The organism is Pseudomonas sp. BF-RE-25, from assembly GCF_019956105.1.
Taxonomy (GTDB): domain Bacteria; phylum Pseudomonadota; class Gammaproteobacteria; order Pseudomonadales; family Pseudomonadaceae; genus Aquipseudomonas; species Aquipseudomonas migulae.
In genome coordinates this window covers 1-26,306 of the sequence record NZ_JAHBDB010000046.1, presented here as the reverse complement: position 1 = coordinate 26,306, position 26,306 = coordinate 1, and the positions used below count along the sequence as shown (strand labels likewise).

Genomic DNA, 26,306 nt, shown 5'->3' with positions numbered 1-26,306 from the left:
CGCAGTGTAGCGATTTGCTTGCGGGCAATCCTCGTAAAATTGATGACGTCATTCGTCGGGCAGTCCAGCGCTTTTGCGTGGCTGGCAAACCTTGGGTTGCCCCCGGCGAGGCAATCTTGAATAATCATCAACTGAGAATTATTTGCAGATACTCATGACTCCCATCTCTGTTGGCCATCCCCGAATCCTCTCCATCGAAGACGACCTGGTGCTCGGTGCTTATGTGCACGAGCAACTGGGCCGTAGCGGTTTCCAGGTGACCTGGTGCCAAAACGGCCAGGAAGGCTTGGCGATTGCCCGTGAGCAAGCCTTCGATGTGGTGCTGATGGACATTCTGCTGCCGGGCATGAACGGTTTGAACGTGCTGACCCAATTGCGCCAGAGCCATTCCACCCCGGTGGTGCTGATGTCGGCACTGGGCGCCGAAGCCGATCGCATCAGCGGTTTCCGCCTCGGCGCCGATGATTATTTGCCCAAGCCCTTCAGCATGGCCGAGTTGCGCGTGCGCATCGAAGCGATCCTGCGGCGCGTCGCACTGGATCGTCGCCCGGCCGTGGCGCCGGTTGCCTTGGTGACGGACAGTCTGCGTTTCGACGATGAATGCTTCGAGGTGTTCTATGGCGAACACGCCGCCGGCCTGACCCGCAGCGAGTACCGGTTGCTGGACACCCTCCATCGCAACGGCGATGAGGTGCTGAGCAAAGCCTTCCTTTATCAGCACGTGTTGCAACGGGGTTACGCGGCTCACGACCGCAGCCTCGACATGCACATCAGCCAGATCCGTCGCAAGCTCAAGGCCATCGGCTACACCGAGCGGGAAGTGCGCACGGTGTGGGGCAAGGGCTATGTCCTGAGTGCTGACCATGAAGTGGTCTGACCTGCCGGGCAGGCATTCGTTGTTCTGGAAACTCGCCTGTCTGCTGGTGGCGTTCTGTCTGCTGATGATCTGGCTGAGCTGGTCCTGGGGCCGCTACATGGAACAGCGCAACCAGTTTCTCTCTGACGAAGCCCGAGGCACGTTGACGCGCTATGCCGCCGAAGCCGAACAGGCATGGCAGCAGGGGCAGAGCGCAGGTGTCGATGCCTGGCTGCAGGATATGCGACAGCGTGAAAAGGGCTGGGTGGGTGTGATTGGCGGCGATTTGCAGTCGTTGAGCAGCCAATCGCTGACGGACCAGGAAATCCAGCGCCTGACTTTTCTGCGTGGCCTGGACTGGCCCATTCACAAAAAACGCCTGCCGTGGCTGCGCGTACCGTTTCCCGGCGACTCATCCGTCGGCAGCCTGGTGATCGAACTGCCCCAGCGGTTCAAGCCGGGGCGCTACCGGGTGTTCTGGCGCGTCATCACCAACGGCGTGATTCCCGGACTGTTCACCTTGCTCTTGTGCGTCGGGCTGTATCGATTGCTGGTGGTGCCCCTCAATCAACTGCGCGAGCAGGCCAATGCGTGGCGCGCCGACCAGTTAGGCGTACGCCTGTCGAGCCGCACGACCAATCGCTGCGATGAACTGGGTGAGCTGGGCCGCGCGTTCGATCACATGTCCGAGCGCCTGCAAAGCACGGTGGCCCTGCAACAACAGCTGCTGCGCGACCTGTCCCACGAATTGCGCACACCCTTGAGTCGTTTGCGCGTAGCGAGCGAGGGTGAGCAAAGTCTGGTGCAACTGCGCGAACGCATTGGTCGCGAAGTCGATGGCATGCAACGGTTGGTCGAAGACACGCTGCAACTGGCCTGGCTCGACACCGAGCGCACGCCCTTGCCCGACGAGGCGATCCAGATTCAGGCTCTGTGGGAAATGCTCACGGACAACGCCTGCTATGAAAGTTGCTGCCCCACCGACCAATTACAGTGCGCGGTGGATTCATCCTGCTGGGTGCGCGGCAATCTCAACACCCTGGCCCAGGCGCTGGAAAACATCCTGCGCAATGCCATTCGTCATTCACCGAAGGGCGGCATCGTGCGTCTGGATGGACGACGTGAAGGCGGTTACTGGCATCTGTGGCTGGAGGATGAAGGGGGCGGGGTGGCTGAAGAGGATCTTGAGCGGATCTTCTCGCCGTTCACTCGACTCGATGGTTCGCGGCCGGGGAATGGCGGGTTCGGGTTGGGGCTGAGCATTGCAAGGAATGCGGTGCAGCGCCAGGGCGGACGGCTTTGGGCTGAGAATACTGGGGCAGGGTTGCGGCTGAACATGCGGTTGGTGGCTGATGACGCCATCGCGAGCAGGCTCGCTCCCGCAGTGGATGTGTGCCGACCGCAAATGGTGTGAGCAACGCTATTCCCTGTAGGAGCGAGCCTGCTCGCGAAGAGGCCCTTTGCATCACCATCACTAAAAAGTCGCACCACTGGTGCGACTATCATTATTTCGCCAACAGCTAACCAGCGACTGTTGTCAGTAGGGTGTGGTGTCGAACCCTGGGCCCAATCAATTACTCACTTTCTTGCCCTTATTCCCATAAGCCATAAGCACCGCACTTTGCGTGATATGGCCTTCCTACGTTTGCCGGTATGATAGGCGCCCCCGCAGTCTGGATTGCGAATACGCCATGACCTTGCAGTACCCAACCATCGCCGATTGCGTCGGCAACACTCCGCTGGTCCGTTTGCAGCGCCTGCCCGGCGCCACCAGCAATACCCTTTTGCTCAAGCTCGAAGGGAACAACCCGGCGGGTTCGGTCAAGGACCGGCCGGCGCTGTCGATGATTACCCGCGCCGAGTTGCGCGGGCAGATCCACGTCGGCGATACGCTGATCGAAGCGACCTCGGGCAACACCGGGATCGCCCTGGCCATGGCCGCCGCGATCAAGGGTTACAAGATGATCCTGATCATGCCGGACAACTCCAGCGCCGAGCGCAAGGCCGCGATGACGGCGTATGGCGCCGAGCTGATCCTAGTCACCCAGGAAGAAGGCATGGAAGGCGCACGCGACCTCGCTCAGCGAATGGAAGCCGAAGGCCGTGGCAAGGTGCTGGACCAGTTCGCCAACGGCGACAACCCGGAAGCGCACTACACCACCACCGGCCCGGAAATCTGGCGTCAGACCGAGGGCACCATCACTCATTTCGTCAGTTCGATGGGCACCACGGGCACCATCATGGGCGTGTCGCGCTATTTGAAAGAGCAGAACGACAACGTGCAGATCATCGGCCTGCAACCGATGGAAGGCTCGGCGATCCCGGGCATCCGTCGCTGGCCGCAGGAATACCTGCCGAAGATCTACCAGGCCGATCGCGTGGACCGCATCGTCGACATGGCGCAAAGCGAAGCCGAGGACGTGACCCGTCGTCTGGCTCGCGAAGAAGGCATCTTCTGCGGCGTGTCCTCGGGCGGTGCCGTGGCAGCGATGCTGCGCCTGTCCAAAGAAGTTGAAAACGCGGTGATCGTCGCGATCATCTGCGACCGTGGCGACCGTTACTTGTCGACCGGCATTTTCGACGCGCCCAACTGATGGCCAAGCACGAGAGAGGCCTGCGCTTCCAGCCCACCGGCGGCAGCAAGGCCCCGCAAATTCCGACCGGCAAAAAGCAGCGCCTGACTATAGAGCGCCTGGCGAATGACGGTCGCGGTATCGCGTTTTTCGAAGGTCGCACCTGGTTCGTCATCGGCGCATTGGCCGGTGAAGAGGTCGAGGCGCGCGTGTTGGGCGCCCACGGCAAAGTGGTCGAGGCGCGCACCGAGCGTGTGTTCCAGGCCAGCGAACTGCGTCGCCCGGCACCGTGTCCGCATGCCGGTCGCTGTGGCGGTTGCAGCGTGCAACATCTGCCGCACACCGAACAACTTGCCCTGAAACAGCGCATGCTCGCCGAGCAATTGTCGAAGGTCGCCGGTGTCGAACCCGAAGAATGGGCCGTGCCGTTAAGCGGTCCGGAATTCGCTTACCGCCGTCGCGCCCGTGTAGCGGTGCGCTGGGACATGAAAGCGAAAAAGCTCGAAGTCGGTTTCCGCGCCGCTGGCAGTCAGGACATCGTTGCGATCAACGAATGCCCGGTGCTGGTACAGCCCTTGCAACCGATCATGACCCGCTTGCCGGAAATGCTCCGCCGCTTGAGCAAGCCTCAGGCGTTGGGGCATGTGGAATTGTTCAGTGGTTCGTCGTTGGCGGTTTTGCTGCGGCACATGGCGCCGTTGTCTGAATCCGATCTGACGATCCTCAAGGATTTCTGCTCGTTTCATGAAGCTCAATTGTGGCTGCATGGAGAGGGCGAACCACAGCCGGTTCAAGCCGATCAGTCTTTGGGCTATCGCCTTGAACAGTGGGATTTGGACCTGGCGTACCGGCCGGGAGACTTCATTCAGGTCAACGCGGCGGTCAACGAAGCGATGGTTGCCCAGGCGCTGGACTGGTTGAAGCCGACAGCGGATGAGCGCGTTCTCGATCTATTCTGTGGGTTGGGCAACTTTGCCTTGCCGCTGGCCAAAGCGGTTCGCGAAGTGGTGGCAGTCGAAGGTGTGCAGGCGATGGTCGAGCGGGCAGCCGCGAACGCCGCTAGCAACAATCTTCATAATGCGAAGTTTTTTCAGGCCGATTTATCCCAGCCTTTGACCGATGCCGAATGGGCGCGCGAAGGCTTTTGTGCGGTACTCTTGGACCCACCCCGTGACGGTGCTTTCGAGGTGGTGCGCAAGCTCAAGTCGATGGGTGCCGAGCGGTTGGTGTATGTGTCATGCAATCCGGCAACGCTGGCGCGCGACACAGTGGAATTGATCAAGCAGGGCTACCGGTTAAAACGTGCCGGGATTCTCGATATGTTTCCTCAGACGGCACATGTCGAAGCCATGGCGTTATTTGAAGCGAGTTAGGAAGGCTCGTCTGGTCCGACTGGCCCGCCCGTGCAGCCGCGTACCAGCCCGACGTGGGCTCATGGGCAGCGAAGGTCAGCGATTTGACGCATTGAATCTGCGTCGTAGGGAAGGTAAGCAAGATGGTACAGGTGAGAGCACACCAGCCGATCAACACCGACGGCAGTATCAATCTCGAGGCTTGGCTCGATCATGCGGTCAGTGTCGATCTGGCACTGGATCGCGAAGCCTTGAAAGAAGCCTGCGAGTACGCTCGCGAGGCAGAACAACAAGCCAATGCGGCGAAGAATTTGTGGTCCGAGGGAAACTCCAGTTTCCGCACCGGCCTTGAAATTGCCGAGATCCTCGCCGACCTCAAGCTCGATCAGGATTCGCTGGTCGCCGCGGTCCTGTACCGAGGCGTGCGCGAAGGTCAGATCCAGTTGCCGGCGGTCAGCCAGCGCTTTGGTCCCGTGGTGGCCAAACTCATCGACGGCGTGCAACGCATGGCGGCGATCAGCGACAGCCTGAGCCCGCGTAAATCCATGGTGATGGGCACTCAGGGCCAGGTGGAAAACCTGCGCAAGATGCTCGTGGCCATGGTCGACGACGTGCGTGTCGCGCTGATCAAACTGGCCGAACGCACCTGCGCGATCCGTGCGGTGAAAACCGCCGACGACGAGAAGCGCAACCGCGTCGCCCGGGAAGTCTTCGACATCTACGCGCCGCTCGCCCACCGTCTCGGCATCGGTCACATCAAGTGGGAACTGGAGGACTTGTCCTTCCGCTACCTCGAGCCCGATCAGTACAAGCAGATCGCCAAGTTGCTGCACGAGCGGCGCCTGGATCGCGAGCGTTTCATCGCCGATGTGATGAACCAGCTGAAAGTCGAATTGCAGGCCACCGGCGTCGATGCCGACATCAGCGGCCGGGCCAAACACATCTATTCGATCTGGCGCAAAATGCAACGCAAGGGTCTGGAGTTCAGCCAGATCTACGACGTTCGCGCCGTTCGCGTGCTGGTGCCGGAAATGCGCGACTGCTACACCGCGCTCGGCATCGTCCACACCTTGTGGCGGCACATCCCGAAAGAATTCGACGACTACATCGCCAACCCGAAAGAGAACGGCTACCGCTCGCTGCACACCGCGGTGATCGGGCCTGAGGGCAAGGTGCTGGAAGTGCAGATCCGCACCCATTCCATGCACGAAGAGGCCGAGCTGGGCGTTTGCGCGCACTGGCGCTACAAGGGCACCGACGTCAAGTCCGGCTCCAACCACTACGAAGAGAAAATCTCCTGGCTGCGTCAGGTGCTCGAGTGGCACGAAGAGTTGGGCGACATCGGCGGTCTGGCGGAACAGCTGCGGGTCGATATCGAGCCGGACCGGGTGTACATCTTCACCCCCGACGGTCACGCCATCGACTTGCCGAAAGGCGCGACGCCGCTGGACTTCGCCTACCGCGTGCACACCGAGATCGGTCACAACTGCCGTGGCGCGAAGATCAACGGGCGCATCGTACCGCTCAACTACAGCCTGCAAACCGGTGAGCAAGTCGAGATCATCACCAGCAAGCACGGCACCCCGAGCCGCGACTGGCTGAACCCGAACCTGGGTTACATCACCACCTCGCGGGCGCGGGCGAAGATCGTTCACTGGTTCAAATTGCAGGCGCGCGATCAGAACGTCGCGGCCGGTAAAACCCTGCTCGAACGCGAACTCAGTCGCCTTGGCTTGCCGGCGGTGGATTTCGACAAGCTGGCCGACAAGGCCAACATGAAAACCGCCGAGGACATGTTCGCCGCGTTGGGCGCAGGCGATTTGCGCCTGGCGCAACTGGTGAACCTGGCGCAGCAACTGGTCGAGCCGGAACGCGGCAACGAGCAGCTGGAACTGATTCCGCGCAAGGCCACCGGCTACAAACCGGGCAAGCGCGGCGACATTCAGATCCAGGGCGTCGGCAACCTGATGACGCAAATGGCGGGCTGCTGCCAGCCGTTGCCGGGCGATGCCATCGTCGGTTACATCACCCAGGGCCGTGGCGTGAGCATTCACCGTCAGGACTGCGCCTCGGTGCTGCAACTGGCCGGGCGCGAGCCTGAGCGGATCATCCAGGTCAGCTGGGGCCCGGTGCCGGTGCTCACCTATCCGGTGGACATCATCATCCGTGCCTACGACCGTTCCGGTTTGCTGCGTGACGTCTCGCAAGTGCTGCTCAACGAGCGGATCAACGTGCTGGCGGTCAACACCCGCTCGAACAAAGAGGACAACACCGCGTTGATGTCCCTGACCATCGAGATTCCGGGGCTGGATGCGCTTGGGCGGTTGCTGGGGCGGATATCCCAGTTGCCGAACATCATCGAAACCCGGCGTAACCGTACGCCGTGAGAAACCTTCACGGAAATTGATGGTGATATCTGTAGGAGCGAGGCTTGCCCGCGAAAACGGTGTGTCAGACATGCAGCTTTCGCGGGCAAGCCTCGCTCCTACAGAGCGTAGAGATTAATAAAAGATGTATTCACTTGAAGATTTGCTGCACCTGATGAGTCGTCTGCGTGACCCGCAGTTCGGCTGCCCGTGGGACATCAAGCAAACCTACGCGACCATCGTCCCGCACACCCTTGAGGAAGCCTACGAAGTCGCCGACGCCATCGAGCGCGGTGACTTCGATCACTTGCAGGGTGAGCTGGGCGATTTGCTGTTCCAGGTGGTTTATTACAGTCAACTGGCCCGGGAAGAAGGGCGCTTCGAATTTGCCGGCGTCATCGACAGCATCACCCGCAAGTTGATCCGTCGTCATCCCCACGTGTTCCCCACCGGCGATCTGTACGCGCCGCTGGATGTTCCGCGTCTGAGTGAAGAGCAGGTCAAGCAACGCTGGGAAGAAATCAAGGCTGAAGAGCGCGCCGAGAAATCCGCGGCGCCGCAACAACTGTCCTTGCTCGACGACGTGCCCGCCGCACTGCCGGCGTTATCCCGTTCGGCCAAGTTGCAAAAGCGCGCAGGGCAGGTCGGTTTCGACTGGCCGGATGCGTTGCCGGTGCTGGATAAAGTCCGCGAAGAGCTCGATGAAGTGCTCGAAGCCATGGTCGACAACGACTCGGCAGCGATTGCCGATGAAGTCGGTGACCTGCTGTTTTCCGTGGTCAATCTGGCGCGTCATTTAAAGGTCGATCCGGAAACCGCCTTGCGCGGTGCCAACAGCAAATTCGAAAGACGCTTCCGTTTTATCGAACAGGCATTGCGCGACACCCACCGTCCCATAGAAGATTGCACCCTCGAAGAGTTGGACGCCTTGTGGGGCGAAGCCAAACGTCAGGAAAAGAATTTGCCCAGCTGCGGTTGAGCAGTGGCCTAAGTGAGAAATAAGCACCATGAGCATTTCCCTTCGCGACCAGTTGCTAAAGGCAGGGCTGGTCAACCAAAAGCAGGCCAAACAGGTCGGCAAAGAGAAGCAGAAGCAGCAGCGTCTGGTCCATAAAGGTCAGATCGAGCAGGACGACACCCAGCAGCGTCTGGCGCAGGAAGCAATGGCCGAGAAGGTCAAGCGTGACCAGGAGCTGAACCGTCAGCAGCAAGAGAAGGCCGAGGCCAAGGCCCGTGCCGCGCAGGTCAAGCAATTGATCGAAGTCTCGCGCCTGCCGAAGCTGACCACCGAGGACTACTACAACTTCGTTGACGACAAGAAGGTCAAGCGCCTGTCGGTCAACGCGCTGATGCGCAACAAGCTCAGCAACGGTTCGCTGGCGATCGTGCACCATGCCGGCGGCTACGAAGTGATCCCGCGCGAGGCGGCCCTGAAGATCCAGGAGCGCGATCCGCAGCGCATCGTGCAGCTGAATGTGCAGACCGAAGAAGCGGCAGCTGAAGACGATCCGTACGCGGCCTATCAGATTCCTGATGATCTGATGTGGTAAGCGGTTAACGACTGCTACAACGACAAACCCCGCTCATGGCGGGGTTTGTCGTTTTCAATGCTGTCGTTGCTTATGCGGATCGGAGCTCTCGTTGCAGCTCTAGTGTTTCCAGTTCGGCCTTGTAGCTGTGGGCGTCGGTTTCGGAGTGGAACATCCCAACCAACATGCCTTGTTGGTGCACGTCCCAGATCCGGATGCCGGCGGCTACGCCTTCGTGGGATTTATGTGAATCGTCGCGTTCAGTTACTTTAACAGTCATCTGCTAGCTCCAATCTCTGTGATATCTGCAGCAAGGCGTGTGCAGGACTCAGTTATATGTTTGGTTAGCTTGCTAAGTAAACGACTGCGTTTGGTAACGCACTCTTGTGAATTCTGCAAAAGTGCTGCAGCCCGCGTAATACGCGACATTCGGTCGCAGGGCTTTGAGTTTCATGACAAAAGCTTCATGTTTCCAGCCAGTTCGCCATACACAAAACCTGTAGGAGCCGGCTTGCCGGCGATGACGTATGCAGATCAGCATTAATGTTGGCTGACCCACCGCAATCGCTGGCAAGCCAGCTCCTACAGGTTGTGTGTTGTGCCTTTTGTTCAGGTATAAAAAAACGCCCCGAACCAGTCGGGGCGTTTTTGTGTACAGCGTAGCGGCGGGGTATTACTTACCCTGCCAGCGCTTCAGTACCAAAGTGGCGTTGGTACCACCGAAGCCGAAGCTGTTGCTCATCACGGTGTTGAAGGCGACGTCTTCGCGAGTCTTGGTCAGGATCGGCATGTCTGCCACCGCCGGGTCCAGCTCGTCGATGTTGGCGGAACCCGCCATGAAGTTGCCTTCCATCATCAGCAGGCAGTAGATCGCTTCGTGAACGCCGGCGGCGCCCAGGGAGTGACCGGACAGGCTCTTGGTAGAGCTGATGGCCGGAGCCTTGTCGCCGAATACCGCACGCACGCCTTCCATTTCCTTGGTGTCGCCGACCGGAGTCGAGGTACCGTGGGTGTTCAGGTAGTCGATAGGTGCGTCAACGGTGGACATGGCCATCTGCATGCAACGGATGGCGCCTTCACCGCTCGGGGCAACCATGTCGTAGCCGTCGGAGGTCGCGCCGTAGCCAACGATTTCCGCGTAGATTTTCGCGCCGCGAGCCAGAGCGTGTTCCAGCTCCTCGACCACCACCATGCCGCCACCGCCAGCAATGACGAAACCGTCACGCTTGGCGTCGTAGGCGCGGGAGGCCTTTTCCGGGGTTTCGTTGTACTGGGTGGACAGGGCGCCCATGGCGTCGAACAGGAACGACTGGCTCCAATGTTCTTCTTCACCGCCGCCAGCAAATACGATGTCCTGTTTGCCCAACTGGATCTGCTCGACCGCAGTACCGATGCAGTGAGCACTGGTGGCGCAGGCGGAGGAGATCGAGTAGTTCACGCCCTTGATCTGGAACGGCGTGGCCAGGCAGGCGGAAACAGTACTGCCCATGGTCCGCGTCACGCGGTATGGACCAACGCGCTTCACGCCTTTCTCGCGCAGGATGTCCAGCGCTTCCATCTGGTTCAGCGTGGAGGCGCCACCGGAACCGGCGATCAGGCCGGTACGCGGGTTGGAGACTTGCTCATCGGTCAGACCGGAGTCGGCGATGGCGTCTTTCATGGCCAGATAGGCGTAAGCCGCCGCGTGGCCGACGAAGCGATAGATCTTGCGATCGATCAGCTCTTCGAGGGGAAGGTCGATGGAGCCGGAAACCTGGCTACGCAGACCCATTTCGGCATATTCCGGGTTGAACCGGATGCCAGGGCGGCTTGCACGCAGGTTAGCGGAGACGGTCTCTTTGTCATTGCCCAGGCACGAAACGATGCCCAGACCAGTGATAACGACGCGGCGCATGCGGATAACCCTTAGAAGTTGTCAGTGGAGGTGAAAACGCCGACCCGAAGGCCTTCGGCGGTGTAGATCTCGCGACCGTCGACAGTCACCGAACCATCGGCGATGGCCAGGTTCAGCTTGCCTTTGAGGACGCGCTTGATATGAATGTTATAGGTCACTTTCTTCGCGGTCGGCAGAACCTGACCAAAGAACTTCACTTCGCCCGAACCCAGGGCGCGGCCACGGCCCGGCAGGCCTTGCCAGCCGAGGAAGAAACCGACCAGTTGCCACATGGCGTCGAGGCCCAGGCAGCCTGGCATCACCGGGTCACCTTCGAAGTGACAGGCGAAAAACCACAGATCCGGAGTGATATCCAGCTCGGCGACCAATTCACCTTTGCCGTACTTGCCGCCTTCTTCGCTGATCAGGGTGATGCGATCCACCATCAGCATGTTCGGGGCGGGCAGTTGCGCGTTACCTGGGCCGAACAGCTCACCGCGACTGCAGCGCAGCAGGTCTTCCCGAGTAAAGGCGTTTTGTTTGGTCATGCGAGCTCCTCAATAGTCCCATGCGGCAGGTGGGGCAAATCTTCCCGACCGATCGAAGCGTTCATGCCTCGAATCGGCAGCCTACTCATAGACTATTGCGTTGTGGTGAAAGTCACAGCACCAAGGACATGAATGTACACTTGTGCACTGAAATTATTATTCAAGCCCCTTTTCGGGCCTGTTCGGGTGCCTAAGACTGCCGCACTTTCGCCTTTCACGCCAGTCGCAGATGGTCGAAAGGCCTGCACTACTGCACCCATCGCTGCAGAATCTGCTGCAGATCAGTGCGTTTGAAGGGCTTGGCCAGGTAATCGTTCATTCCCGCCGATAAACAGGCCTCGCGGTCGCCCTGCAAGGCGTTGGCGGTCAGCGCGATGATCGGCAGGTCAGTGCAGCCGGGCAATTGGCGGATCTGGCGGGTGGCCTCGTAGCCGTCAATGATCGGCAGTCGGCAGTCCATCAGAATCGCTTCGAAAATCAGACTTTCGGCACTTCGCACCGCTTGAGCGCCATCGGTGGCGACGCTGACAGTAAAGCCCAGACTGCGCAACATTGCTTCGATAACGGTCTGGTTGACCGGGTTGTCCTCGACCAACAGCACATTGCGTCCTTCACCGTCACCGCTGCCGGTCGGTGTGCGCGGTGTCAGTACCGGCAGCTTCTGTTTATACAGCGCCAGCGGGATTTCCAGGGTGAACACCGAGCCGCGACCTTCCTCGCTCTGGGCGCGCAAGGTTCCGCCCATGCGTTCTGCCAGGGTGCGGGCAATCGGCAGCCCCAGCCCGGTGCCGCCGTAACGCCTTGAAATAGAACTGTCGGCCTGCTGGAACGCGTTGAACATCAATTCCAGGCTTTCGGCCGAGATGCCAATCCCGCTGTCGCGCACGGTGCAGGTGAACCACAACAGTTCGTGATCCAGCGACTGCCACTGCGGCTCGATGCTGACGCGCCCCTTTTCGGTGAACTTCAGCGCATTGCCCACCAGGTTCACCAGGATTTGCCGGATCCGCGTTGGGTCTCCCTGCACCTGCAATTCACGCATGTCCTCGGGAATCAGCAACGCCAGGTCGAGCCCGCGCTGCATTGCGCTGTGCGAGAACGACTGGGCGCAACTGCCGATCAGGTCCGCGAGGTTGAACGGGATGTGCTCCAGTTCCAGCTCCGAACGTTCAATGCGCGAGAAGTCGAGAATGTCGTTGATGACTTTGAGCAAGTGTTCGGTGGACTCCGAGGCCAGCGCCGCGTATTCGACCTGCTCCGCGGTCATATCGGTGGTTTCCAGCAGTTGCAGCATGCCGAGCACGCCATTCATCGGTGTGCGCAATTCATGGCTCATCATCGCCAGGAAGTCCGATTTGGCGTTGTTGGCTTTTTCCGCCTCTTCGCGCGTCTGGATCAACTGCGCCATGGCCTGATGCTGTTCGCGGCTGGCCTGTTCCAGACCGCTGGCGAGGTTGTTGATGTGCTGCGACAGCGCGCCAAGTTCGGTGTCGTCGACAATCGGCAACGGCGTTTTGTAGTCGCCGCTCTGGATCGCCTTGACCGCGTTGCCGATGTCGCGGATCGGCTGCGACAGGCTGCCGGCCAGGCGCCGGGCAATCAGGAAGGTGAACAGCAAGGCGAACAGCGCGAGGACACCGGCCTTGAACAGGATTTCCTGTTGGCGCTTGCTGAAGGCGTCATTCGACAGGCCGACGATCACCCGCCCCAGATAATCCTCGGCGGGGGCGGCGCCAGTGGCTTTGCTGCCCTGGAAGAAATCATTGTGCAGTGCGATGCGTTGCAAGCGCACCGGCGCCTGGAACACTTCGACCTGCTGCGAACGGGTGTAGGTTTCCGAGGGGTGCTCGACGTACACCAGAATCCGGTTGGCGCTGTCCTGGACTTCCAGAAAGCGCACATTGGGCGTGGCCAGGGTGGCCTTGAGCAAACTTTCAAGCACCTCGTTGTTGCCGGAAATCACCCCGTACTCGGCGGCCGGCGCCAGTTGGTTGGCGATCAGTTGGCCGGTGTGATTGAGCTCCTGACGCAGGTCCTGGATCCGCACGAAGGTGAAAAAACTGATCAGCAGCAAGGTCAGCAGCAGGGCAGGGCCGAGGCTGATGATCTGGGTTCGCGTGTTGATGTCCCAACGACGACGGAAAGTCATGGGCGGCGTTCTCCTTCGGCCAGCTGTGTTGCGACCAACGCTTCATTAATCTGTTCAATGCCTAACGAACGAGCCACTTGTGGGTTACTCAACACTTTGAAGCGATTGGCGTAGTGCGTGCGCGGCCACGTGGCCGGTGGCCGGTCGAGCAGATCGTCGAGAATCGCCAGCCAGTCGCTCTGGTCGCTGTAGGTGCTGGTCAGGCTTCCGGCCTTGACGAACCCGGCGTTGGGGCCGATCAGTGCGGTTTGCCGTGTGTAGCTGCTGAGCAGCAGGTTTTTCGCGGTTTTGGGGTTGTACAGGTCGGGATCGTCGAGCCCCAGCAGCACGTCACTGTTTTTCAGCAGCGTCTGCAACGGTCGGCTGTCATGGGTATTGTCCCAGCGCTCGGTGACGATTTCGAAACCCAGGGGCTTGGCGATCTCGCGCAGTTCGCCCAGGAGAAATTCGCTGTGGCTGTCGTAAAGCACCCCGACCCGTTTGACCTGAGGCAACAGGATTCGGGTCAGGCGTAATTGCCGATCCAGCGGTGGATCGCTCCACAACAGGCTCAAATGCGCCGGCACAGTTGCCCCCAGGCGTTGACGGGCTTGCAGGCGGCTGATGCGCAGGACCAGCGTCGCCGGGCCTCGGGCGTCTTGCAGGCGCCAGTCGAGGCTCGGCAGATCCAGCAGGATCAACCGGGTGCCGGCGGGCAACTTGTCCGGTGTCGGCAGATTGGCCAGTGGCTGAAAGCGAACGTTGTCAGCCGGGCGCAGGTCGCTCAGGGCCTTGGCGAAAGACTGCATGCCCGCGCTGTCGTCGGCGCCGGTCAGCAGAATTTCGGCAGCGTTGACCGAAAGGCTACCCAGCCACCCGGCAAACACCAGGCACAACCCGGCCACCAGGCGGCCAGGGTTTGGCATCATCCGTGATAGAGAGCGCAACATTTAGAACGCCAGCTCCGCGCTGAAGTAGAGCACTCGCCGCTCGTCGTAGCGGTTGTCGATGAACGTCGTGGGTTGATTGTCCAGGCGCTGTTGGAGGACGCCGGCCAGTTCCAGGCTGGCCTTGCCCAGGCCAACGCGCTTGGCGATGCGCGTGTCGACCCGCTCAAAGCGATAGCCGTTGAGCGCGTCGTCACCATAGTAGAAGAGCGCGCTGTTCCAGCCGTGGCCCCAATCGCGCAGCCAACCGGCGGAGCCACTGTTGCGCGCGGTCTGTTGCGCATCCAGCGGGTTGCTCGCCTCGGCATCGACATAGGCGTAGGTCAGGCGCAAGCGATCGGCACTGCTCAGTCGCCAGTCGAGCTGGGTTTCCGTACCGGTGAAGCGCGAGCTGTTGGCGTTGCTGGCGATGTACTGATTGTTGCGTAGCGGCTCGCTGATCATGCCGGTGATTTCGTCGTGAAACACCTTCACGTCCACCGCCAGCCTCCACTCGGCGAAGTAGCCGTTGTAGCCCAGTTCCCGCGAGCGCATGTGTTCCTGGTCGAGATTGCCGGGACCGCGGGTCTTGACGAAATAGCGGGCGCTGTTCTGGCCGTAGGCAGCGGGTTGCAGGTTGGTCACCCGGTAACTCCAGTTGACGTTGTTCTCGAACATGTCCGGTGAGCGGATGGCTTCCGAATACACCGCACGCAAGCCGTGGCGCGGATTGATCAGATAGTTGACCGCCACGCGCGGCGTCAGCGAGCTGCCGATCAATTGCGTGTCTTCGAACATTGCACCGCCCTGTAACAGCCAGTGTTCGCTGGCGCGCCACTCAAGCTGGCCGAACGCGCGCCATGTCGTGTCGTCGAGCGTGCCATTGAAGTAGGTCTCGGAATCTGCCCGGTCGTAACGATAGTTCAGGCCGCTGACCAGTCGCAGACTGTCGGACAGGCTGAGGGTGTCTTGCAGTTCGAGGTCGTAGCGCGTCTCGCGGGTGCTCTGGTCGATGTCGCCGCACAAGGTTTGGCGGGCGCCGTTGCGCCACTGGTCCAGCACTTTACTGGCCAAGGCTTGTTCTGCCGGCGTACCGGACGGAGCGCCGGGGACGACGTAGCGCTCGATATTGCGCGCCAGGCGCTCGGTGTAATTCGGATTGAGCTGCCAGAGCTCGGTCAGTTCAGGGCTGAACGAAACCTCGGCGTCGCAGGCGCGCCAGGTCTGCTGACGATCCCAGTGCTGGGCCGAGCCCTGGATATAAAGGCTGTGATCAGGATTTACATCGAGGTTCCAGCGCAGGGAACCGGCATAGTCCTTGGCCACAACGTCGGAATTGTTCCCAGCGGCGGTAATCCCCGAAAACACCGGGCGGTAGGTATAAGGCCGCTGGTTGCTGCCGTCCTTGGCATTCAATTGCCAATCGAGGCTTTGCTGTTCGTTGAGCGTCTGGCTGACGGCGAGGTTGAAGCGGTTCAAGCGGCGGCTGTCGCGGTAATCGGCGCCGCGGCGGTCCGAGTCAAAGCCGTCGTCCTGCTGGCCGGACAGCGACAGGCGCATGTCGCCACCGTCCCAACCCACGCCCTGACTGGCGTAAAAGTCATCGATGCCGCGCTGGCCACGGGTGACTTTGACCCGCGTACCATGGCTGTCGGCCGGGTTGCGGGTGATGATGTTGACCACCGCCATCAACGCATTGGCGCCATAGCTGACCGTGTTCGGGCCGCGGAAAACCTCGATGCGCTCGATGTCTTCCATGGCCACCGGAATGTCGCTCCAGTCGACCGTGGCCAGGCCGGCGCGGTACACCGAGCGCCCGTCGATCAGCACCTGCATGCGCCGCGCTTCGCTGGCGTTGGTGCCGTGATAGTTCACCGCCGCCTGATTGCCGCTGATGTTGCCGACCATCATCCCCGGCACCAGCCGCAGCAATTCACTGATGTCACGGGCGCCACTGGCGTTGATCAGTTCGCTGTCGATCACCGTCATGCTTCCCGGAACCGCCGCCGGCGACTGTTTGAGACGCGTAGCCGTCAGCACTTGCGGCACCGGCTCGTTGTCGAGAAACAGGTCGTCGGCCAGCAATGGCGGGCTGAATATCAGCGCCAGGACCAGCGGAGAGCGAGGTGCAGCGGGGCCAAACGACACAACACATCCTTGATAGCGATTAATGGGCGCGCATGTTAACCGAGCGGGTCGACTTTTTCAGTCACGATGCCGGCATTTTCCTCGGATTTATCCGTCTTCTTTCTACAAGTGCCGGTAATTGACGCGGGGGCTGGCCGCCACTGGGCCGCTCCGTATAATGCCGACATCGCCATTGGTATGGATTAACGGATTGCATATGACTGAACAGCGCCCAATTGCGGTCCTGGGAGGCGGAAGTTTTGGTACCGCCGTGGCTAATCTGCTGGCCGAGAACGGGCATCAGGTCCGGCAGTGGATGCGTGACCCCGAGCAGGCCGAGGCCATTCGGGTCAATCGCGAGAATCCGCGTTACCTCAAGGGCATCAAGATTCTGCCGGGAGTGGAAGCGGTCACCGACCTGCAAGCCACGCTGGACGCCTGCGATCTGTGTTTTGTCGCGCTGCCTTCCAGCGCGCTGCGTGCGGTGCTGGTTCCACACGCCGATCGCTTGAGCGGCAAGTTACTGGTGAGCCTGACCAAAGGCATCGAAGCCCACACCTTTAAACTGATGAGCGAGATCCTCGAAGAAATCGCCCCGCAAGCGCGCATCGGCGTGCTGTCCGGCCCGAACCTGGCCCGTGAAATCGCCGAGCACGCGCTGACCGCCACGGTAGTCGCCAGCGAAGACGAAGAACTCTGCCAACGGGTTCAGGAAGCGCTGCACGGGCGCACCTTTCGCGTGTACGCCAGCGCCGACCGTTTCGGCGTGGAGTTGGGCGGGGCGCTGAAAAACGTCTACGCGATCATCGCCGGCATGGCGGTGGCGCTGGGCATGGGCGAAAACACCAAGAGCATGCTGATCACCCGGGCGCTGGCGGAAATGACCCGCTTCGCGGTGAATCAGGGCGCCAACCCGATGACGTTCCTGGGTCTGGCCGGGGTGGGGGACTTGATCGTCACCTGTTCGTCGCCGAAAAGCCGCAACTACCAGGTCGGCTTCGCCCTCGGTCAGGGCTTGAGCCTGGAAGACGCGGTGACACGCCTGGGCGAAGTCGCCGAAGGCGTGAACACCTTGAAAGTGCTCAAGGCCAAGGCCCAGGAAGTTGGTGTCTATATGCCGCTGGTCGCCGGGCTACACGCGATCCTGTTCGAAGGGCGCACGCTGAATCAGGTCATTGAACTGCTGATGCGTGGCGAACCGAAAACCGACGTCGACTTTATTTCCACCAGTGGTTTTAACTGATCACGCTCCTCATAAGGAGCAGGAGAGCGAGACATGAACGATCCGAAAACAGAAGCCCAATACGAATCCATCCTGCTGCGGGTGTTGTGGATGATCGTCTTCCTGCTGGTCTGGCAGGTGGCGCAGTTCATCCTCGGCGCCGTGGTGCTGGTGCAACTGGTCTATCGTTTGATCTATGGCGCACCGAGCGCCAGCCTGATGAATTTCGGCGACAGCCTGAGCCAGTTCCTGGCGCAGATCGGTCGTTTCGGCACGTTTCACAGCGACCAGAAACCCTGGCCGTTCGCCGACTGGCCGACGCCGCGTACACCGGAAGGTGAAGCGCCACACGTCGTGGCGCCTGCGCCGCATCCGGCCCGAGATGAGGAACCCAAACTATGAAACTCTGGGTATTGCGTCATGGGGAAGCCGAGCCTTACGGCTCGCGTCCGGACTCCGAACGGACATTGACTACCCACGGTCGTGAAGAAGTGCTGCGCAGCGCTGCGCGGTTGATGGGGCAGCCCGTCACTGCGATCTATGCCAGCCCTTATCTGCGAGCGCAGGAAACTGCGCAACTGGTCCGTGAGACTCTGGGCTTCGAGCCGGAGATTCGTACAGTCGACTGGCTGACCCCGGAAACCGACCCGGACAAAGTGGCCGAGCAGTTGGTGTCGGTGAGTGACGTCCTTTTGGTCAGTCACAACCCGCTGGTGGGTAACTTGTTGAGCTACCTGCAACATGGCGCCGGCTATCCACCGGAAAAAGTCAGCACCGCCGGCCTGGCCGAACTTGAGCACAATGAGTTGTTGATCGGATCGATGAAGCTCAACAGCCTCAAGCACCCGTAACGATTGTTTTGCTTTTGTAGGAGCGAGGCTTGCCCGCGAAGCTTTTAACTCCTTCAAGGGCCCCTTCGCGGGCAAGCCTCGCTCCTACAGTGTTCGGCTGCGTTACTGATTTTTTGTAATGAAATAGTCAACCAAGCAACCGCTTGGTTGACTACGCTTGCTCCAGACCAAAAATAAAGGAGCGAGTCGCATGTCTGCTGCTTTTCGTTTGCCGCTGGACGTCTTCTACGAGCGCGAATCCCGTCATCCCCGCCAGCGCTTTCTGGTCCAGCCCACGGGTGGTGGCCAGGTCGAGACCCTGACCTGGGAAGACGTCGGCCATCAGGCTCGCTGCGCCGCGCACTGGCTGCGCGCCCGTGAACTTCCGCAAGGCAGCCACATCGCCCTGATCTCGAAAAACTGCGCCCACTGGATCATCGCCGATCTGGCGATCTGGATGGCCGGGCATGTGTCGGTGCCGTTGTACCCGAACCTCACGGCCGAATCCGTCGCGCAAGTACTCGAACACTCCGAAGCGGCGCTGGCGTTCATCGGCAAACTCGACGACTGGCCCGGCATGTCCCGCGGGGTCAATCCCGACTTGCCGACCATCAGCCTGCCGTTGCACCCGCCGGGTACCTTCGATTACAGCTGGGCCGACCTGCAAGCCTGTTCACCGATCCAGGACGACCCCAAGCCTGCCGCTGACCAACTGGCGACCATCATTTACACCTCCGGCACCACCGGCATACCCAAAGGCGTGATGCACAGCTTCGGTAATCTGGGGTTCGCCACCACCCGTGGCACGCAGTTGTTCGGCCTCAATGAGTCGGATCGATTGCTGTCTTACCTGCCGTTGTGCCACGTCGCCGAACGCATGTTCGTCGAACTGGCGTCCATCTACACCGGGCAAACCGTATTCTTTGCCGAGAGCCTCGACACCTTCCTGACTGATTTGCAGCGTGCGCGGCCGACTGCGCTGTTCGGCGTGCCACGCATCTGGACCAAATTCCAGATGGGCGTGTACGGCAAGATCCCGGCAAAACGCCTCGACTTCCTGCTCGGGCTGCCCTTCATCGGCAAACGGGTAGGGCACAAAGTGCTCGCCGGGCTGGGGCTGGACGCCTTGCGCGTCGCGTTGTCCGGCGCCGCGCCCGTGCCGCAGACGTTGTTGCTGTGGTACCGCAAGCTCGGGCTGGACGTGCTGGAGGTCTACGGCATGACCGAAAGCTGCGGTTATTCCCACATCGGCCGGCCCGGCGACAACAAACCGGGCTGGATCGGCAAGCCTTGCCCCGACGTTGAAGTGCGGATCGCCGAATCGGGCGAGGTCTTGGTGCGCAGTGGCGCAACCATGCTCGGGTATTTCAAGGAACCGGAAAAAACCGCCGACACCATCACCGAGGACGGCTTCCTGCGCACCGGTGACAAGGGCGAACAGGACACCGAAGGCAACCTGCGCCTGACCGGTCGCCTGAAGGAAATCTTCAAGACCAGCAAAGGCAAGTACGTGGCACCGGCGCCGATCGAAAACCGTTTGGCGGTGCATTCACGCATCGAGCAAGTGTGCGTGGTCGGTGATGGGTTGAGTGCGCCGCTGGGGTTGTGCGTGCTCTCGGCGGTCGGGCAGCAGGACGCCGGCGGAACCGCGCGTGCCGGCCTGCATTCAAGCCTGGAAAAACTTCTTGAAGAGGTCAACGGCGCCCTCGACAAACATGAGCGCCTGCGCCGGCTCGTTGTCGTCAAAGACAGCTGGGCCGTGGAAAACGGCTTCCTGACACCAACCCTGAAGATCAAGCGCAACGTGATCGAAGCGGCTTACGGCCCCCGGTTCGAAGAATGGAGCGAGCATAGCGAAGCGGTGCTGTGGCAGGATTGAGCCACGAATAAAACCAACAAAGGATGTGTGCAATGAGTTTGTGGCGTACCACTCCCAACATCGAGCAGTTGAACGCGATCCAGAAAAACACCATCGGCGAAGTGCTGGATATCCGCTTCGAAGCCTTCGACGAAGAGTCCCTGACGGCGAGCATGGTCATCGATCATCGCACTCACCAGCCTTATGGTTTGCTGCACGGCGGTGCTTCGGTGGTGTTGGCTGAAACAGTCGGCTCCATGGCCAGTTATCTGTGCATCGATGCCAGCAAGTTTTACTGCGTGGGCCTTGAGATCAACGCCAACCATTTGCGGGGGCTGCGCAGCGGACGGGTGACGGCGGTGGCCAAACCGATTCACATCGGGCGCACGACCCATGTCTGGGACATTCGGTTGACCAGCGATGAGGGCAAGGCCAGTTGTGTGTCGCGGTTGACCATGGCGGTGGTGCCGTTGGGGGAGAACCCGCCGGCGCGTTGAGTGACGGCCCGCTCTGCCGCGGAATGTACGCAAGGTTCCCTGAAACACAGGTGTGACCGGACTGTCATCATTCCTGGCAGTTACGGTCATTGCTGAAGGACGTTGTCTTGCGGACAATCAATGCCTGTTCTCGCTTATGGATTTGCCGGTATGTCGCAGCAGATATTTTTCGCCCACGCCAATGGGTTCCCCTCCGGGACCTACGGCAAGTTGTTCGCGGCGCTGGCGCCCGAGTATCAGGTGACGCATCTGGAGCAACACGCCCATGACCCGCGTTTCCCGGCGGATGACAACTGGCACAACCTGGTGGACGAGCTGATTCATCACCTCAAGCAACAGGCGGAACCGGTGTGGGGCGTCGGTCATTCCTTCGGCGGCGTGCTGCACCTGCACGCGGCATTGCGTTGTCCCGAGCTGTATCGCGGCGTGGTGATGCTCGATTCACCGGTGCTGACCCGCGCCGATCAATGGGTGATCCTCGCGGCCAAGCGTTTCGGTTTTATCGACCGCCTGACCCCGGCCGGCCGCACATTGGGGCGTCGCGAAGAGTTCGCCGATATCGAGAGTGCCCGCCGTTATTTCGCCGGTAAAACGCTGTTTCGCGGTTTCGACCCTGAGTGTTTCGACGCTTACCTGCAGCACGGCCTGCATCAGGTCGGCGACAAACTGCGTCTGCGTTTCGACCCCGCCACGGAAATCAGCATCTACCGGGGCGTGCCCCACACCAGTCCCGGTCGCGCACGGCAACTGAAAGTGCCGCTGGCGGTGGTGCGTGGGCACAAAAGCCGAGTGGTGATGCGCCATCACGCCAATTCTGTCGGGCGCATGCCGTTGGGCGAGTCCCTGACCATGCCCGGCGGCCACATGTTTCCCCTCGAACGTCCCCAGGACACCGCCACGCTGCTGAAAAACCTGTTCAGCCGCTGGGACGCTCGTCATCAGCAGGATTGCGCATGAACCATGCCGTCGAGGAAGTTCGCCTGAGCCTGCCGCACATTGAGCTGGCAGCGCACCTGTTCGGCCCCGAAGACGGCTTGCCGGTGATTGCCTTGCACGGCTGGCTGGACAACGCCAACAGCTTTGCCCGGTTGGCGCCGAAGCTCAAAGGGCTACGCATCATCGCGCTGGACATGGCCGGTCACGGTCATTCCGGGCATCGCCCGACGGGTGCCGGCTACGCGATGTGGGATTACGCCCATGACGTGCTGCAAGTCGCCGAACAGCTGGGCTTGAAGCGTTTTGCGCTGATGGGGCACTCCATGGGGGCGATCGCTTCGTTGATCATCGCCGGGTCGCTGCCGGAGCGGGTTACGCATCTGGCGTTGATCGACGGCATCATTCCTCCTACAGACAAAGGCGAAAATGCTGCCGAGCGCATGGGCATGGCCCTGCAAGCGCAACTGGACCTGCGGGAGAAAAGCAAACCGGTCTACAACACCCTGGATCGCGCCATCGAAGCGCGTATGAAAGGCCTGGTGGCGGTCAGTCGCGAGGCCGCCGAATTGCTGGCGCAACGCGGCTTGATGCCAGTGCCGGGCGGTTACACCTGGCGCACCGATAGCCGTCTGACGCTGCCATCGCCGCTGCGTCTGACCACCGAACAAGCCATGGCCTTCGTCCAGCGCGTCAGTTGTCCTGCGCTGCTGGTCGTCGCGGCCGACGGCATGCTCGCCAAACATCCCGAGTTGCTGGAGCGTCTACCCTTTAGCCGTGAACAGCTGCCTGGCGGTCATCATTTGCACCTGAATGACGAATCCGGTGCCGACCTTGTCGCAGACTGTTTCAATCGGTTCTTCGCCGTTCCTTGACTTGCGCCGGGCAACTGTCGAGGCTGGGCGGGTTGAAATGGGAGACAACCATGATAGATCTCTACACCGCTGCGACCCCGAATGGCCACAAGGTCTCTATCGTGCTCGAGGAACTCGGCCTGCCCTACACGGTGCACGCCCTGAGTTTCGACAAAAAGGAACAGAAGTCCGCGGACTTCCTCAAGATCAACCCCAATGGCCGGATCCCGGCGATTGTCGACCGCGCCAACGGCGATTTTGCCGTGTTCGAATCCGGCGCCATCCTGATTTATCTGGCAGAACTGAGCGGCAAGCTGTTGCCCAAGGACCCGAAGGGGCGCTCGGTGGTGCTGCAATGGCTGATGTTCCAGATGGGTGGAATCGGTCCGATGCAGGGCCAGGCCAACGTGTTTTTCCGTTACTTTCCGGAAAAGCTCCAGGGCGCCATCGACCGTTATCAGCATGAAACCCGACGCCTGTATGAAGTGCTCGACACGCGCCTGCAAGACGTAGAGTTTCTGGCGGACGAATACAGCATTGCCGACATCGCGACCTATCCGTGGGTTCGTGGTCACGAGTGGTCCGGTGTGGCAGTGGACGGCTTGTCGGCCTTGCAACGCTGGATGGCGACGATGGCGGCGCGCCCGGCGGTGCAGCGCGGTTTGCTGGTGCCCGAGCGCATCGACGACGCCAGTGTCGTCAAGGGTGCCCAGGCCATGCTGATCCGATGAGCCTGTCCATGCGATCACTCAGTCTGCTAATGCTGTGTTGTTTCAGTCCTTCGCTGTTTGCCGCCGATGTGCCGGGCAGTCAGGACCTGCCAATCGTGCCGCGCCTGGCCGACTCGCAGATCGTCGACTATCGCCCCACGGCTGAACTCGAACGGATCTACCCGTTGGGCTCGATCCGCAAGATCAGCGGGCAGTTGCGCTTCGACGGTCAGGTCAGCGCCCGGGGCCAAACCACGTCGGTGACCTACGAACTGCCTGCGGAGCATTCCTCCACCGAAGCCTTCACGGCGGCTCGGGAAGCCTTGCAGAAGCAGGACGCCCAGTTGCTGTTCTGGTGCCAGGCCCGTGATTGTGGCGAGAGCAGCCTGTGGGCCAATGAGGTCTTCGGCAATGCCAAGCTCTATGGGGCCGACGATCAGCAGGCCTACCTGTTGTTGCGTCTGGCGGCGCCGCGGGAAAACACCCTGGTGGCGCTCTACAGCATCACTCGCGGCAACCGCAAAGCCTATTTGCACGTCGAGCAGTTCGACGCCGCAGCACCGCTGGGTGATTTGCTGCCGACTTCCGCGACCTTGCTTCGAGAACTCAAGAGCACCGGCGAGCTCGATTTCCCCAAGCTGACCGGCGACCCTGATGATACCTGGCTGCGCCTGATCTCCCGTGGACTGAACCTGGACACCACGTTGCGGGTCAGTGTGTCCGGGCCGAAGGCCGAAGCCTGGCGCCAGGCCCTGATCGGCCAGGGTGTGCGTACGGCCAGGATGGAAACCGGCAGCGTCGAAGGCTCTGGCCTGCACATCGAACTGTTGCGATAAGCTGTGGCAGGCGGACGTGCTTGCCGCGTTCGCCTACTCTTATTGGCTGACTGACATTTTTTCGAGACGTGGATGATCAATAACGATCGACTGTTGGTGCAGATCCTGCTGCTGGTGCTGTTTGGCGCGAGCTTCTGGGTGATGGCGCCGTTCTGGTCGGCCATGTTCTGGGGCGCGGTGCTTGCGTTCGCCAGTTGGCCGCTGATGCGCTTGCTGACCCGTTGGCTCAATGGCCGAGAATCCCTGGCGGCGGCATTGCTGACCCTCGGCTGGATGTTGCTGGTGGCGGTGCCGCTGGTGTGGCTGGGTTTCAACCTCGCGGACCATGTGCGTGATGCCACGGCGTTCATCAAGGACGTGCAGATGGATGGCCTGCCCGAGGCGCCGACATGGCTGGGCAGTATTCCTTTGGTGGGCGCGCGTCTGGTGGTGATCTGGAACAGCATCGATCAGCAGGGCGCGGCGATGATGGTGTCGCTCAAACCTTATCTGGGGCAGGTCGGCAACTGGTTGCTGGCGCGCAGTGCACAGATTGGCGGCGGCATTCTCGAGCTGACACTCAGCATTGTGTTCGTGTTCTTTTTCTACCGGGACGGGCCGCGTTTGGCGGCGTTTGTCCATGGGCTGCTGCAACGGTTGATCGGTGACCGCGCCGGTTATTACATCGAACTGGTGGCGGGTACGGTGCAACGGGTGGTGAACGGCGTGATCGGGACTGCGGCGGCGCAAGCGGTGCTGGCGCTGATCGGCTTCCTGATTGCCGGGGTGCCAGGGGCACTGGTGCTGGGCATCGTCACCTTCTTGCTGAGCCTGATTCCCATGGGGCCACCGCTGGTGTGGATTCCGGCCACGGCGTGGCTCGCCTGGAAGGGCGAATACGGGATGGCGGTGTTCCTTGGAATGTGGGGGACGTTCATCATCAGCGGGGTCGACAACGTGCTCAAGCCTTACCTGATCAGTCGTGGCGGCAATTTGCCGTTGGTGATCGTGCTGTTGGGCGTGTTTGGCGGGTTGATTGCGTTCGGGTTCATCGGCCTGTTCATCGGACCGACGTTGCTGGCCGTGGCGTACAGCCTGTTGACCGACTGGAGCAAGAGTCAGGCGCGGGTGGAAGATCGCCGGCCGTGACTGCATGGCCACGATCAATTGTAGGAGCCGGCTTGCCGGCGATGGCAGCCTGAAGCCTGACGCAACCTTCAAGGGCCCATCGCCGGCAAGCCGGCTCCTACAATTAGACGCGTGAGTTTTTGCTCAGCTTGTAACGTTCAGGTACTTGCCTACCGTCGCCACCTTGTCGAGCGAGTACTGCTTGCTCAGGTTGGCGATCATTTTGTTCAGCGCTTCCGTCACGCTCGCCTGATCGGTTGCGCTGTTGCTGTTTTTCTCGCGACCGGCCTGCAGCGCGGCTTCCAATTCGTCGCTGCTGACGCCGCCACTGCTGTCGCTGTCCAGCACCTTGAGCAACGCGGCGCTGGTGTCGCTGCTGGTGGTTGAAGTGCTGCTGGCCTGCAACGCACTGCTCAATTCACTGGCGCTGACACTGCCGTCGCTGTCCGCGTCGAGTTGGCTGAACAATTCGTCACTGGACACCTGTTGCGGCGGTGGCGGCGGCGGGGCGAGGCTGGCGGCGAGTTCGTCCTTGCTGACGACGCCGTCTTCGTTTTTATCCAGCGCCGAAAAAATCTCTGTGCTGTCGGCATTGCTGCCGGCGTTGGTCAGGCCGCTGGCCAGCTCATCGCTGCTGATGGCGCCGTCACTGTCGGTGTCCAGTGCGCTGATCAGCGCGTCGGCCAGTTCGGTGTTCGGTGCCTGATCACGCGGCGGTGGTGGCGGTGGTGCCATCGCAGCCATTTCTTCGCTGCTCAGACTGCCACTGTCGTCACTGTCCAGATCGGCGAAGTTCTTGCTCAGGCTGACCAGCAGACCGTCCTCGGTTTTCTGTGACAGAGCGCTGGTGAGCTCGTCCTGGTCTACCGAACCGTCGCTGTTGGTGTCGAGCCTGGCGAGCAGTTCTTTCTGGAATTGCTGGCTGCGAGCATTGTTGGTTGTGGTGCTGCTGGTGCTGGTATAGCTCGTGTAGTTGCTGACGCTACCGATCATTGGGCTCACTCCCTGGAATGGAAAACCGGTGGGTGCACCGGCTTATGCAGCCTCAAGGAGCAAGTTGTCGTAGGTATGTGGGGTTTGTACCGATTGGTACACACAGGTCTCAGGTCAGACTCAGAACCTGTGGGAGCGGGCTTGCTCGCGAAAGCGGTGGATCATTCAGCATTGATGTTGACTGACCC

Annotated in this window: 24 protein-coding genes; 17 read left to right on the top strand and 7 right to left on the bottom strand. The window is 60.8% G+C overall.

The features are described 5' to 3' along the window. Positions 1-154: 154 nt before the first annotated feature. From KGB24_RS20770 to KGB24_RS20740, 7 genes are all read left to right on the top strand, one after another. Positions 155-877 (top strand): response regulator transcription factor, encoded by a 723-nt coding sequence (locus KGB24_RS20770; RefSeq protein ID WP_223415756.1) that lies wholly within the window; start codon positions 155-157, stop codon positions 875-877. Further along, positions 864-2,270, top strand: a complete 1,407-nt coding sequence (locus KGB24_RS20765) for a sensor histidine kinase (RefSeq protein ID WP_223415755.1) — start codon at positions 864-866, stop codon at positions 2,268-2,270. Before KGB24_RS20770 ends, KGB24_RS20765 begins: the two co-directional genes overlap by 14 nt. A gap of 277 nt (positions 2,271-2,547) precedes the next feature. Beyond that, positions 2,548-3,450, top strand: a complete 903-nt coding sequence (gene cysM, locus KGB24_RS20760) for a cysteine synthase CysM (RefSeq protein ID WP_008029320.1) — start codon at positions 2,548-2,550, stop codon at positions 3,448-3,450. Continuing rightward, complete coding sequence (rlmD, locus tag KGB24_RS20755; protein WP_223415754.1) at positions 3,450-4,802, top strand: 23S rRNA (uracil(1939)-C(5))-methyltransferase RlmD; 1,353 nt, start codon at positions 3,450-3,452, stop codon at positions 4,800-4,802. The genes cysM and rlmD overlap by 1 nt, the downstream gene beginning before the upstream one ends. A gap of 122 nt (positions 4,803-4,924) precedes the next feature. Beyond that, entirely contained in the window at positions 4,925-7,168 is a 2,244-nt protein-coding gene (relA, locus tag KGB24_RS20750) for a GTP diphosphokinase (protein WP_008029318.1), read from the top strand. Between the two features lie 124 nt (positions 7,169-7,292). Beyond that, entirely contained in the window at positions 7,293-8,126 is an 834-nt protein-coding gene (gene mazG / locus KGB24_RS20745; protein ID WP_223415753.1) for a nucleoside triphosphate pyrophosphohydrolase, read from the top strand. Positions 8,127-8,154: 28 nt separating this feature from the next. Beyond that, complete coding sequence (locus tag KGB24_RS20740; protein ID WP_008029316.1) at positions 8,155-8,697, top strand: DUF2058 domain-containing protein; 543 nt, start codon at positions 8,155-8,157, stop codon at positions 8,695-8,697. Positions 8,698-8,767: 70 nt separating this feature from the next. Here the strand turns inward: KGB24_RS20740 and KGB24_RS20735 are convergent, their stop codons facing one another. The 6 genes from KGB24_RS20735 to KGB24_RS20710 all read right to left on the bottom strand — a co-directional run bounded on the left by KGB24_RS20735 (position 8,768) and on the right by KGB24_RS20710 (position 16,299). Next, complete coding sequence (locus KGB24_RS20735; RefSeq protein ID WP_223415752.1) at positions 8,768-8,956, bottom strand: hypothetical protein; 189 nt, start codon at positions 8,954-8,956, stop codon at positions 8,768-8,770. Positions 8,957-9,349: 393 nt separating this feature from the next. Further along, positions 9,350-10,570: a beta-ketoacyl-ACP synthase I gene (fabB, locus tag KGB24_RS20730; protein ID WP_008029314.1), complete on the bottom strand. Its 1,221-nt coding sequence runs from the start codon at positions 10,568-10,570 to the stop codon at positions 9,350-9,352. An 11-nt stretch (positions 10,571-10,581) separates the two neighbouring features. Next, a complete protein-coding gene (fabA, locus tag KGB24_RS20725; RefSeq protein WP_003179264.1) occupies positions 10,582-11,097 on the bottom strand; it encodes a 3-hydroxyacyl-[acyl-carrier-protein] dehydratase FabA in 516 nt (171 codons plus the stop codon). A gap of 247 nt (positions 11,098-11,344) precedes the next feature. Further along, positions 11,345-13,246, bottom strand: a complete 1,902-nt coding sequence (locus tag KGB24_RS20720) for an ATP-binding protein (RefSeq protein WP_223415751.1) — start codon at positions 13,244-13,246, stop codon at positions 11,345-11,347. After that, a complete protein-coding gene (locus tag KGB24_RS20715) occupies positions 13,243-14,175 on the bottom strand; it encodes an ABC transporter substrate-binding protein (protein WP_223415750.1) in 933 nt (310 codons plus the stop codon). Before KGB24_RS20715 ends, KGB24_RS20720 begins: the two co-directional genes overlap by 4 nt. Continuing rightward, positions 14,176-16,299, bottom strand: a complete 2,124-nt coding sequence (locus KGB24_RS20710; protein WP_223415749.1) for a TonB-dependent receptor plug domain-containing protein — start codon at positions 16,297-16,299, stop codon at positions 14,176-14,178. 196 nt (positions 16,300-16,495) lie between these two features. On the opposite strand from KGB24_RS20710, the gene KGB24_RS20705 reads away from it, so the two are divergent. The 10 genes from KGB24_RS20705 (at position 16,496) to KGB24_RS20660 (ending at position 25,146) form a co-directional block, all read left to right on the top strand. Then, positions 16,496-17,521 (top strand): NAD(P)H-dependent glycerol-3-phosphate dehydrogenase, encoded by a 1,026-nt coding sequence (locus tag KGB24_RS20705; protein ID WP_008029310.1) that lies wholly within the window; start codon positions 16,496-16,498, stop codon positions 17,519-17,521. Positions 17,522-17,554: 33 nt separating this feature from the next. Then, positions 17,555-17,902: a DUF4389 domain-containing protein gene (locus tag KGB24_RS20700; RefSeq protein WP_008029309.1), complete on the top strand. Its 348-nt coding sequence runs from the start codon at positions 17,555-17,557 to the stop codon at positions 17,900-17,902. Next, the gene (gene sixA / locus KGB24_RS20695; protein WP_223415748.1) at positions 17,899-18,351 is read left to right on the top strand and encodes a phosphohistidine phosphatase SixA; all 453 of its coding nucleotides are present in this window, start codon (positions 17,899-17,901) and stop codon (positions 18,349-18,351) included. Before KGB24_RS20700 ends, sixA begins: the two co-directional genes overlap by 4 nt. 190 nt (positions 18,352-18,541) lie before the next feature. After that, the gene (locus KGB24_RS20690; RefSeq protein WP_223415747.1) at positions 18,542-20,209 is read left to right on the top strand and encodes an AMP-binding protein; all 1,668 of its coding nucleotides are present in this window, start codon (positions 18,542-18,544) and stop codon (positions 20,207-20,209) included. A 32-nt stretch (positions 20,210-20,241) separates the two neighbouring features. Then, entirely contained in the window at positions 20,242-20,685 is a 444-nt protein-coding gene (locus KGB24_RS20685) for a hotdog fold thioesterase (RefSeq protein ID WP_056853110.1), read from the top strand. A gap of 150 nt (positions 20,686-20,835) precedes the next feature. Next, on the top strand, positions 20,836-21,642 hold the full coding sequence (locus KGB24_RS20680; RefSeq protein ID WP_008029305.1) for an alpha/beta fold hydrolase: 807 nt from the start codon (positions 20,836-20,838) through the stop codon (positions 21,640-21,642). Continuing rightward, entirely contained in the window at positions 21,639-22,493 is an 855-nt protein-coding gene (locus KGB24_RS20675; protein ID WP_008029303.1) for an alpha/beta hydrolase, read from the top strand. Before KGB24_RS20680 ends, KGB24_RS20675 begins: the two co-directional genes overlap by 4 nt. Before the next feature lie 50 nt (positions 22,494-22,543). After that, entirely contained in the window at positions 22,544-23,203 is a 660-nt protein-coding gene (locus KGB24_RS20670; RefSeq protein WP_008029301.1) for a glutathione S-transferase family protein, read from the top strand. An 8-nt stretch (positions 23,204-23,211) separates the two neighbouring features. Continuing rightward, positions 23,212-24,018, top strand: coding sequence for a DUF4892 domain-containing protein (locus tag KGB24_RS20665; protein WP_223415746.1), 807 nt, complete (start codon positions 23,212-23,214; stop codon positions 24,016-24,018). 72 nt (positions 24,019-24,090) lie between these two features. After that, on the top strand, positions 24,091-25,146 hold the full coding sequence (locus KGB24_RS20660) for an AI-2E family transporter (RefSeq protein ID WP_008029297.1): 1,056 nt from the start codon (positions 24,091-24,093) through the stop codon (positions 25,144-25,146). A 123-nt stretch (positions 25,147-25,269) separates the two neighbouring features. On the opposite strand, the gene xopAW is transcribed toward KGB24_RS20660, so the two are convergent. Next, positions 25,270-26,118 carry a XopAW family type III secretion system calcium-binding effector gene (gene xopAW / locus KGB24_RS20655; RefSeq protein ID WP_223415745.1) on the bottom strand — a complete coding sequence of 283 codons (849 nt, stop codon included), beginning with the start codon at positions 26,116-26,118 and terminating at the stop codon, positions 25,270-25,272. Between the last annotated feature and the right edge of the window lie 188 nt (positions 26,119-26,306).

Excerpts from the sequence above, each read along its gene's own strand:
- KGB24_RS20770 (WP_223415756.1), top strand. The coding sequence starts at position 155 with ATGACTCCCATCTCTGTTGGCCATCCCCGAATCCTCTCCATCGAAGAC.
- KGB24_RS20765 (WP_223415755.1), top strand. The coding sequence starts at position 864 with ATGAAGTGGTCTGACCTGCCGGGCAGGCATTCGTTGTTCTGGAAACTC.
- cysM (WP_008029320.1), top strand. The coding sequence starts at position 2,548 with ATGACCTTGCAGTACCCAACCATCGCCGATTGCGTCGGCAACACTCCG.
- rlmD (WP_223415754.1), top strand. The coding sequence starts at position 3,450 with ATGGCCAAGCACGAGAGAGGCCTGCGCTTCCAGCCCACCGGCGGCAGC.
- relA (WP_008029318.1), top strand. The coding sequence starts at position 4,925 with ATGGTACAGGTGAGAGCACACCAGCCGATCAACACCGACGGCAGTATC.
- mazG (WP_223415753.1), top strand. The coding sequence starts at position 7,293 with ATGTATTCACTTGAAGATTTGCTGCACCTGATGAGTCGTCTGCGTGAC.
- KGB24_RS20740 (WP_008029316.1), top strand. The coding sequence starts at position 8,155 with ATGAGCATTTCCCTTCGCGACCAGTTGCTAAAGGCAGGGCTGGTCAAC.
- KGB24_RS20735 (WP_223415752.1), bottom strand. The coding sequence starts at position 8,956 with ATGACTGTTAAAGTAACTGAACGCGACGATTCACATAAATCCCACGAA.
- fabB (WP_008029314.1), bottom strand. The coding sequence starts at position 10,570 with ATGCGCCGCGTCGTTATCACTGGTCTGGGCATCGTTTCGTGCCTGGGC.
- fabA (WP_003179264.1), bottom strand. The coding sequence starts at position 11,097 with ATGACCAAACAAAACGCCTTTACTCGGGAAGACCTGCTGCGCTGCAGT.
- KGB24_RS20720 (WP_223415751.1), bottom strand. The coding sequence starts at position 13,246 with ATGACTTTCCGTCGTCGTTGGGACATCAACACGCGAACCCAGATCATC.
- KGB24_RS20715 (WP_223415750.1), bottom strand. The coding sequence starts at position 14,175 with ATGTTGCGCTCTCTATCACGGATGATGCCAAACCCTGGCCGCCTGGTG.
- KGB24_RS20705 (WP_008029310.1), top strand. The coding sequence starts at position 16,496 with ATGACTGAACAGCGCCCAATTGCGGTCCTGGGAGGCGGAAGTTTTGGT.
- KGB24_RS20700 (WP_008029309.1), top strand. The coding sequence starts at position 17,555 with ATGAACGATCCGAAAACAGAAGCCCAATACGAATCCATCCTGCTGCGG.
- sixA (WP_223415748.1), top strand. The coding sequence starts at position 17,899 with ATGAAACTCTGGGTATTGCGTCATGGGGAAGCCGAGCCTTACGGCTCG.
- KGB24_RS20690 (WP_223415747.1), top strand. The coding sequence starts at position 18,542 with ATGTCTGCTGCTTTTCGTTTGCCGCTGGACGTCTTCTACGAGCGCGAA.
- KGB24_RS20685 (WP_056853110.1), top strand. The coding sequence starts at position 20,242 with ATGAGTTTGTGGCGTACCACTCCCAACATCGAGCAGTTGAACGCGATC.
- KGB24_RS20680 (WP_008029305.1), top strand. The coding sequence starts at position 20,836 with ATGTCGCAGCAGATATTTTTCGCCCACGCCAATGGGTTCCCCTCCGGG.
- KGB24_RS20675 (WP_008029303.1), top strand. The coding sequence starts at position 21,639 with ATGAACCATGCCGTCGAGGAAGTTCGCCTGAGCCTGCCGCACATTGAG.
- KGB24_RS20670 (WP_008029301.1), top strand. The coding sequence starts at position 22,544 with ATGATAGATCTCTACACCGCTGCGACCCCGAATGGCCACAAGGTCTCT.
- KGB24_RS20665 (WP_223415746.1), top strand. The coding sequence starts at position 23,212 with ATGCGATCACTCAGTCTGCTAATGCTGTGTTGTTTCAGTCCTTCGCTG.
- KGB24_RS20660 (WP_008029297.1), top strand. The coding sequence starts at position 24,091 with ATGATCAATAACGATCGACTGTTGGTGCAGATCCTGCTGCTGGTGCTG.
- xopAW (WP_223415745.1), bottom strand. The coding sequence starts at position 26,118 with ATGATCGGTAGCGTCAGCAACTACACGAGCTATACCAGCACCAGCAGC.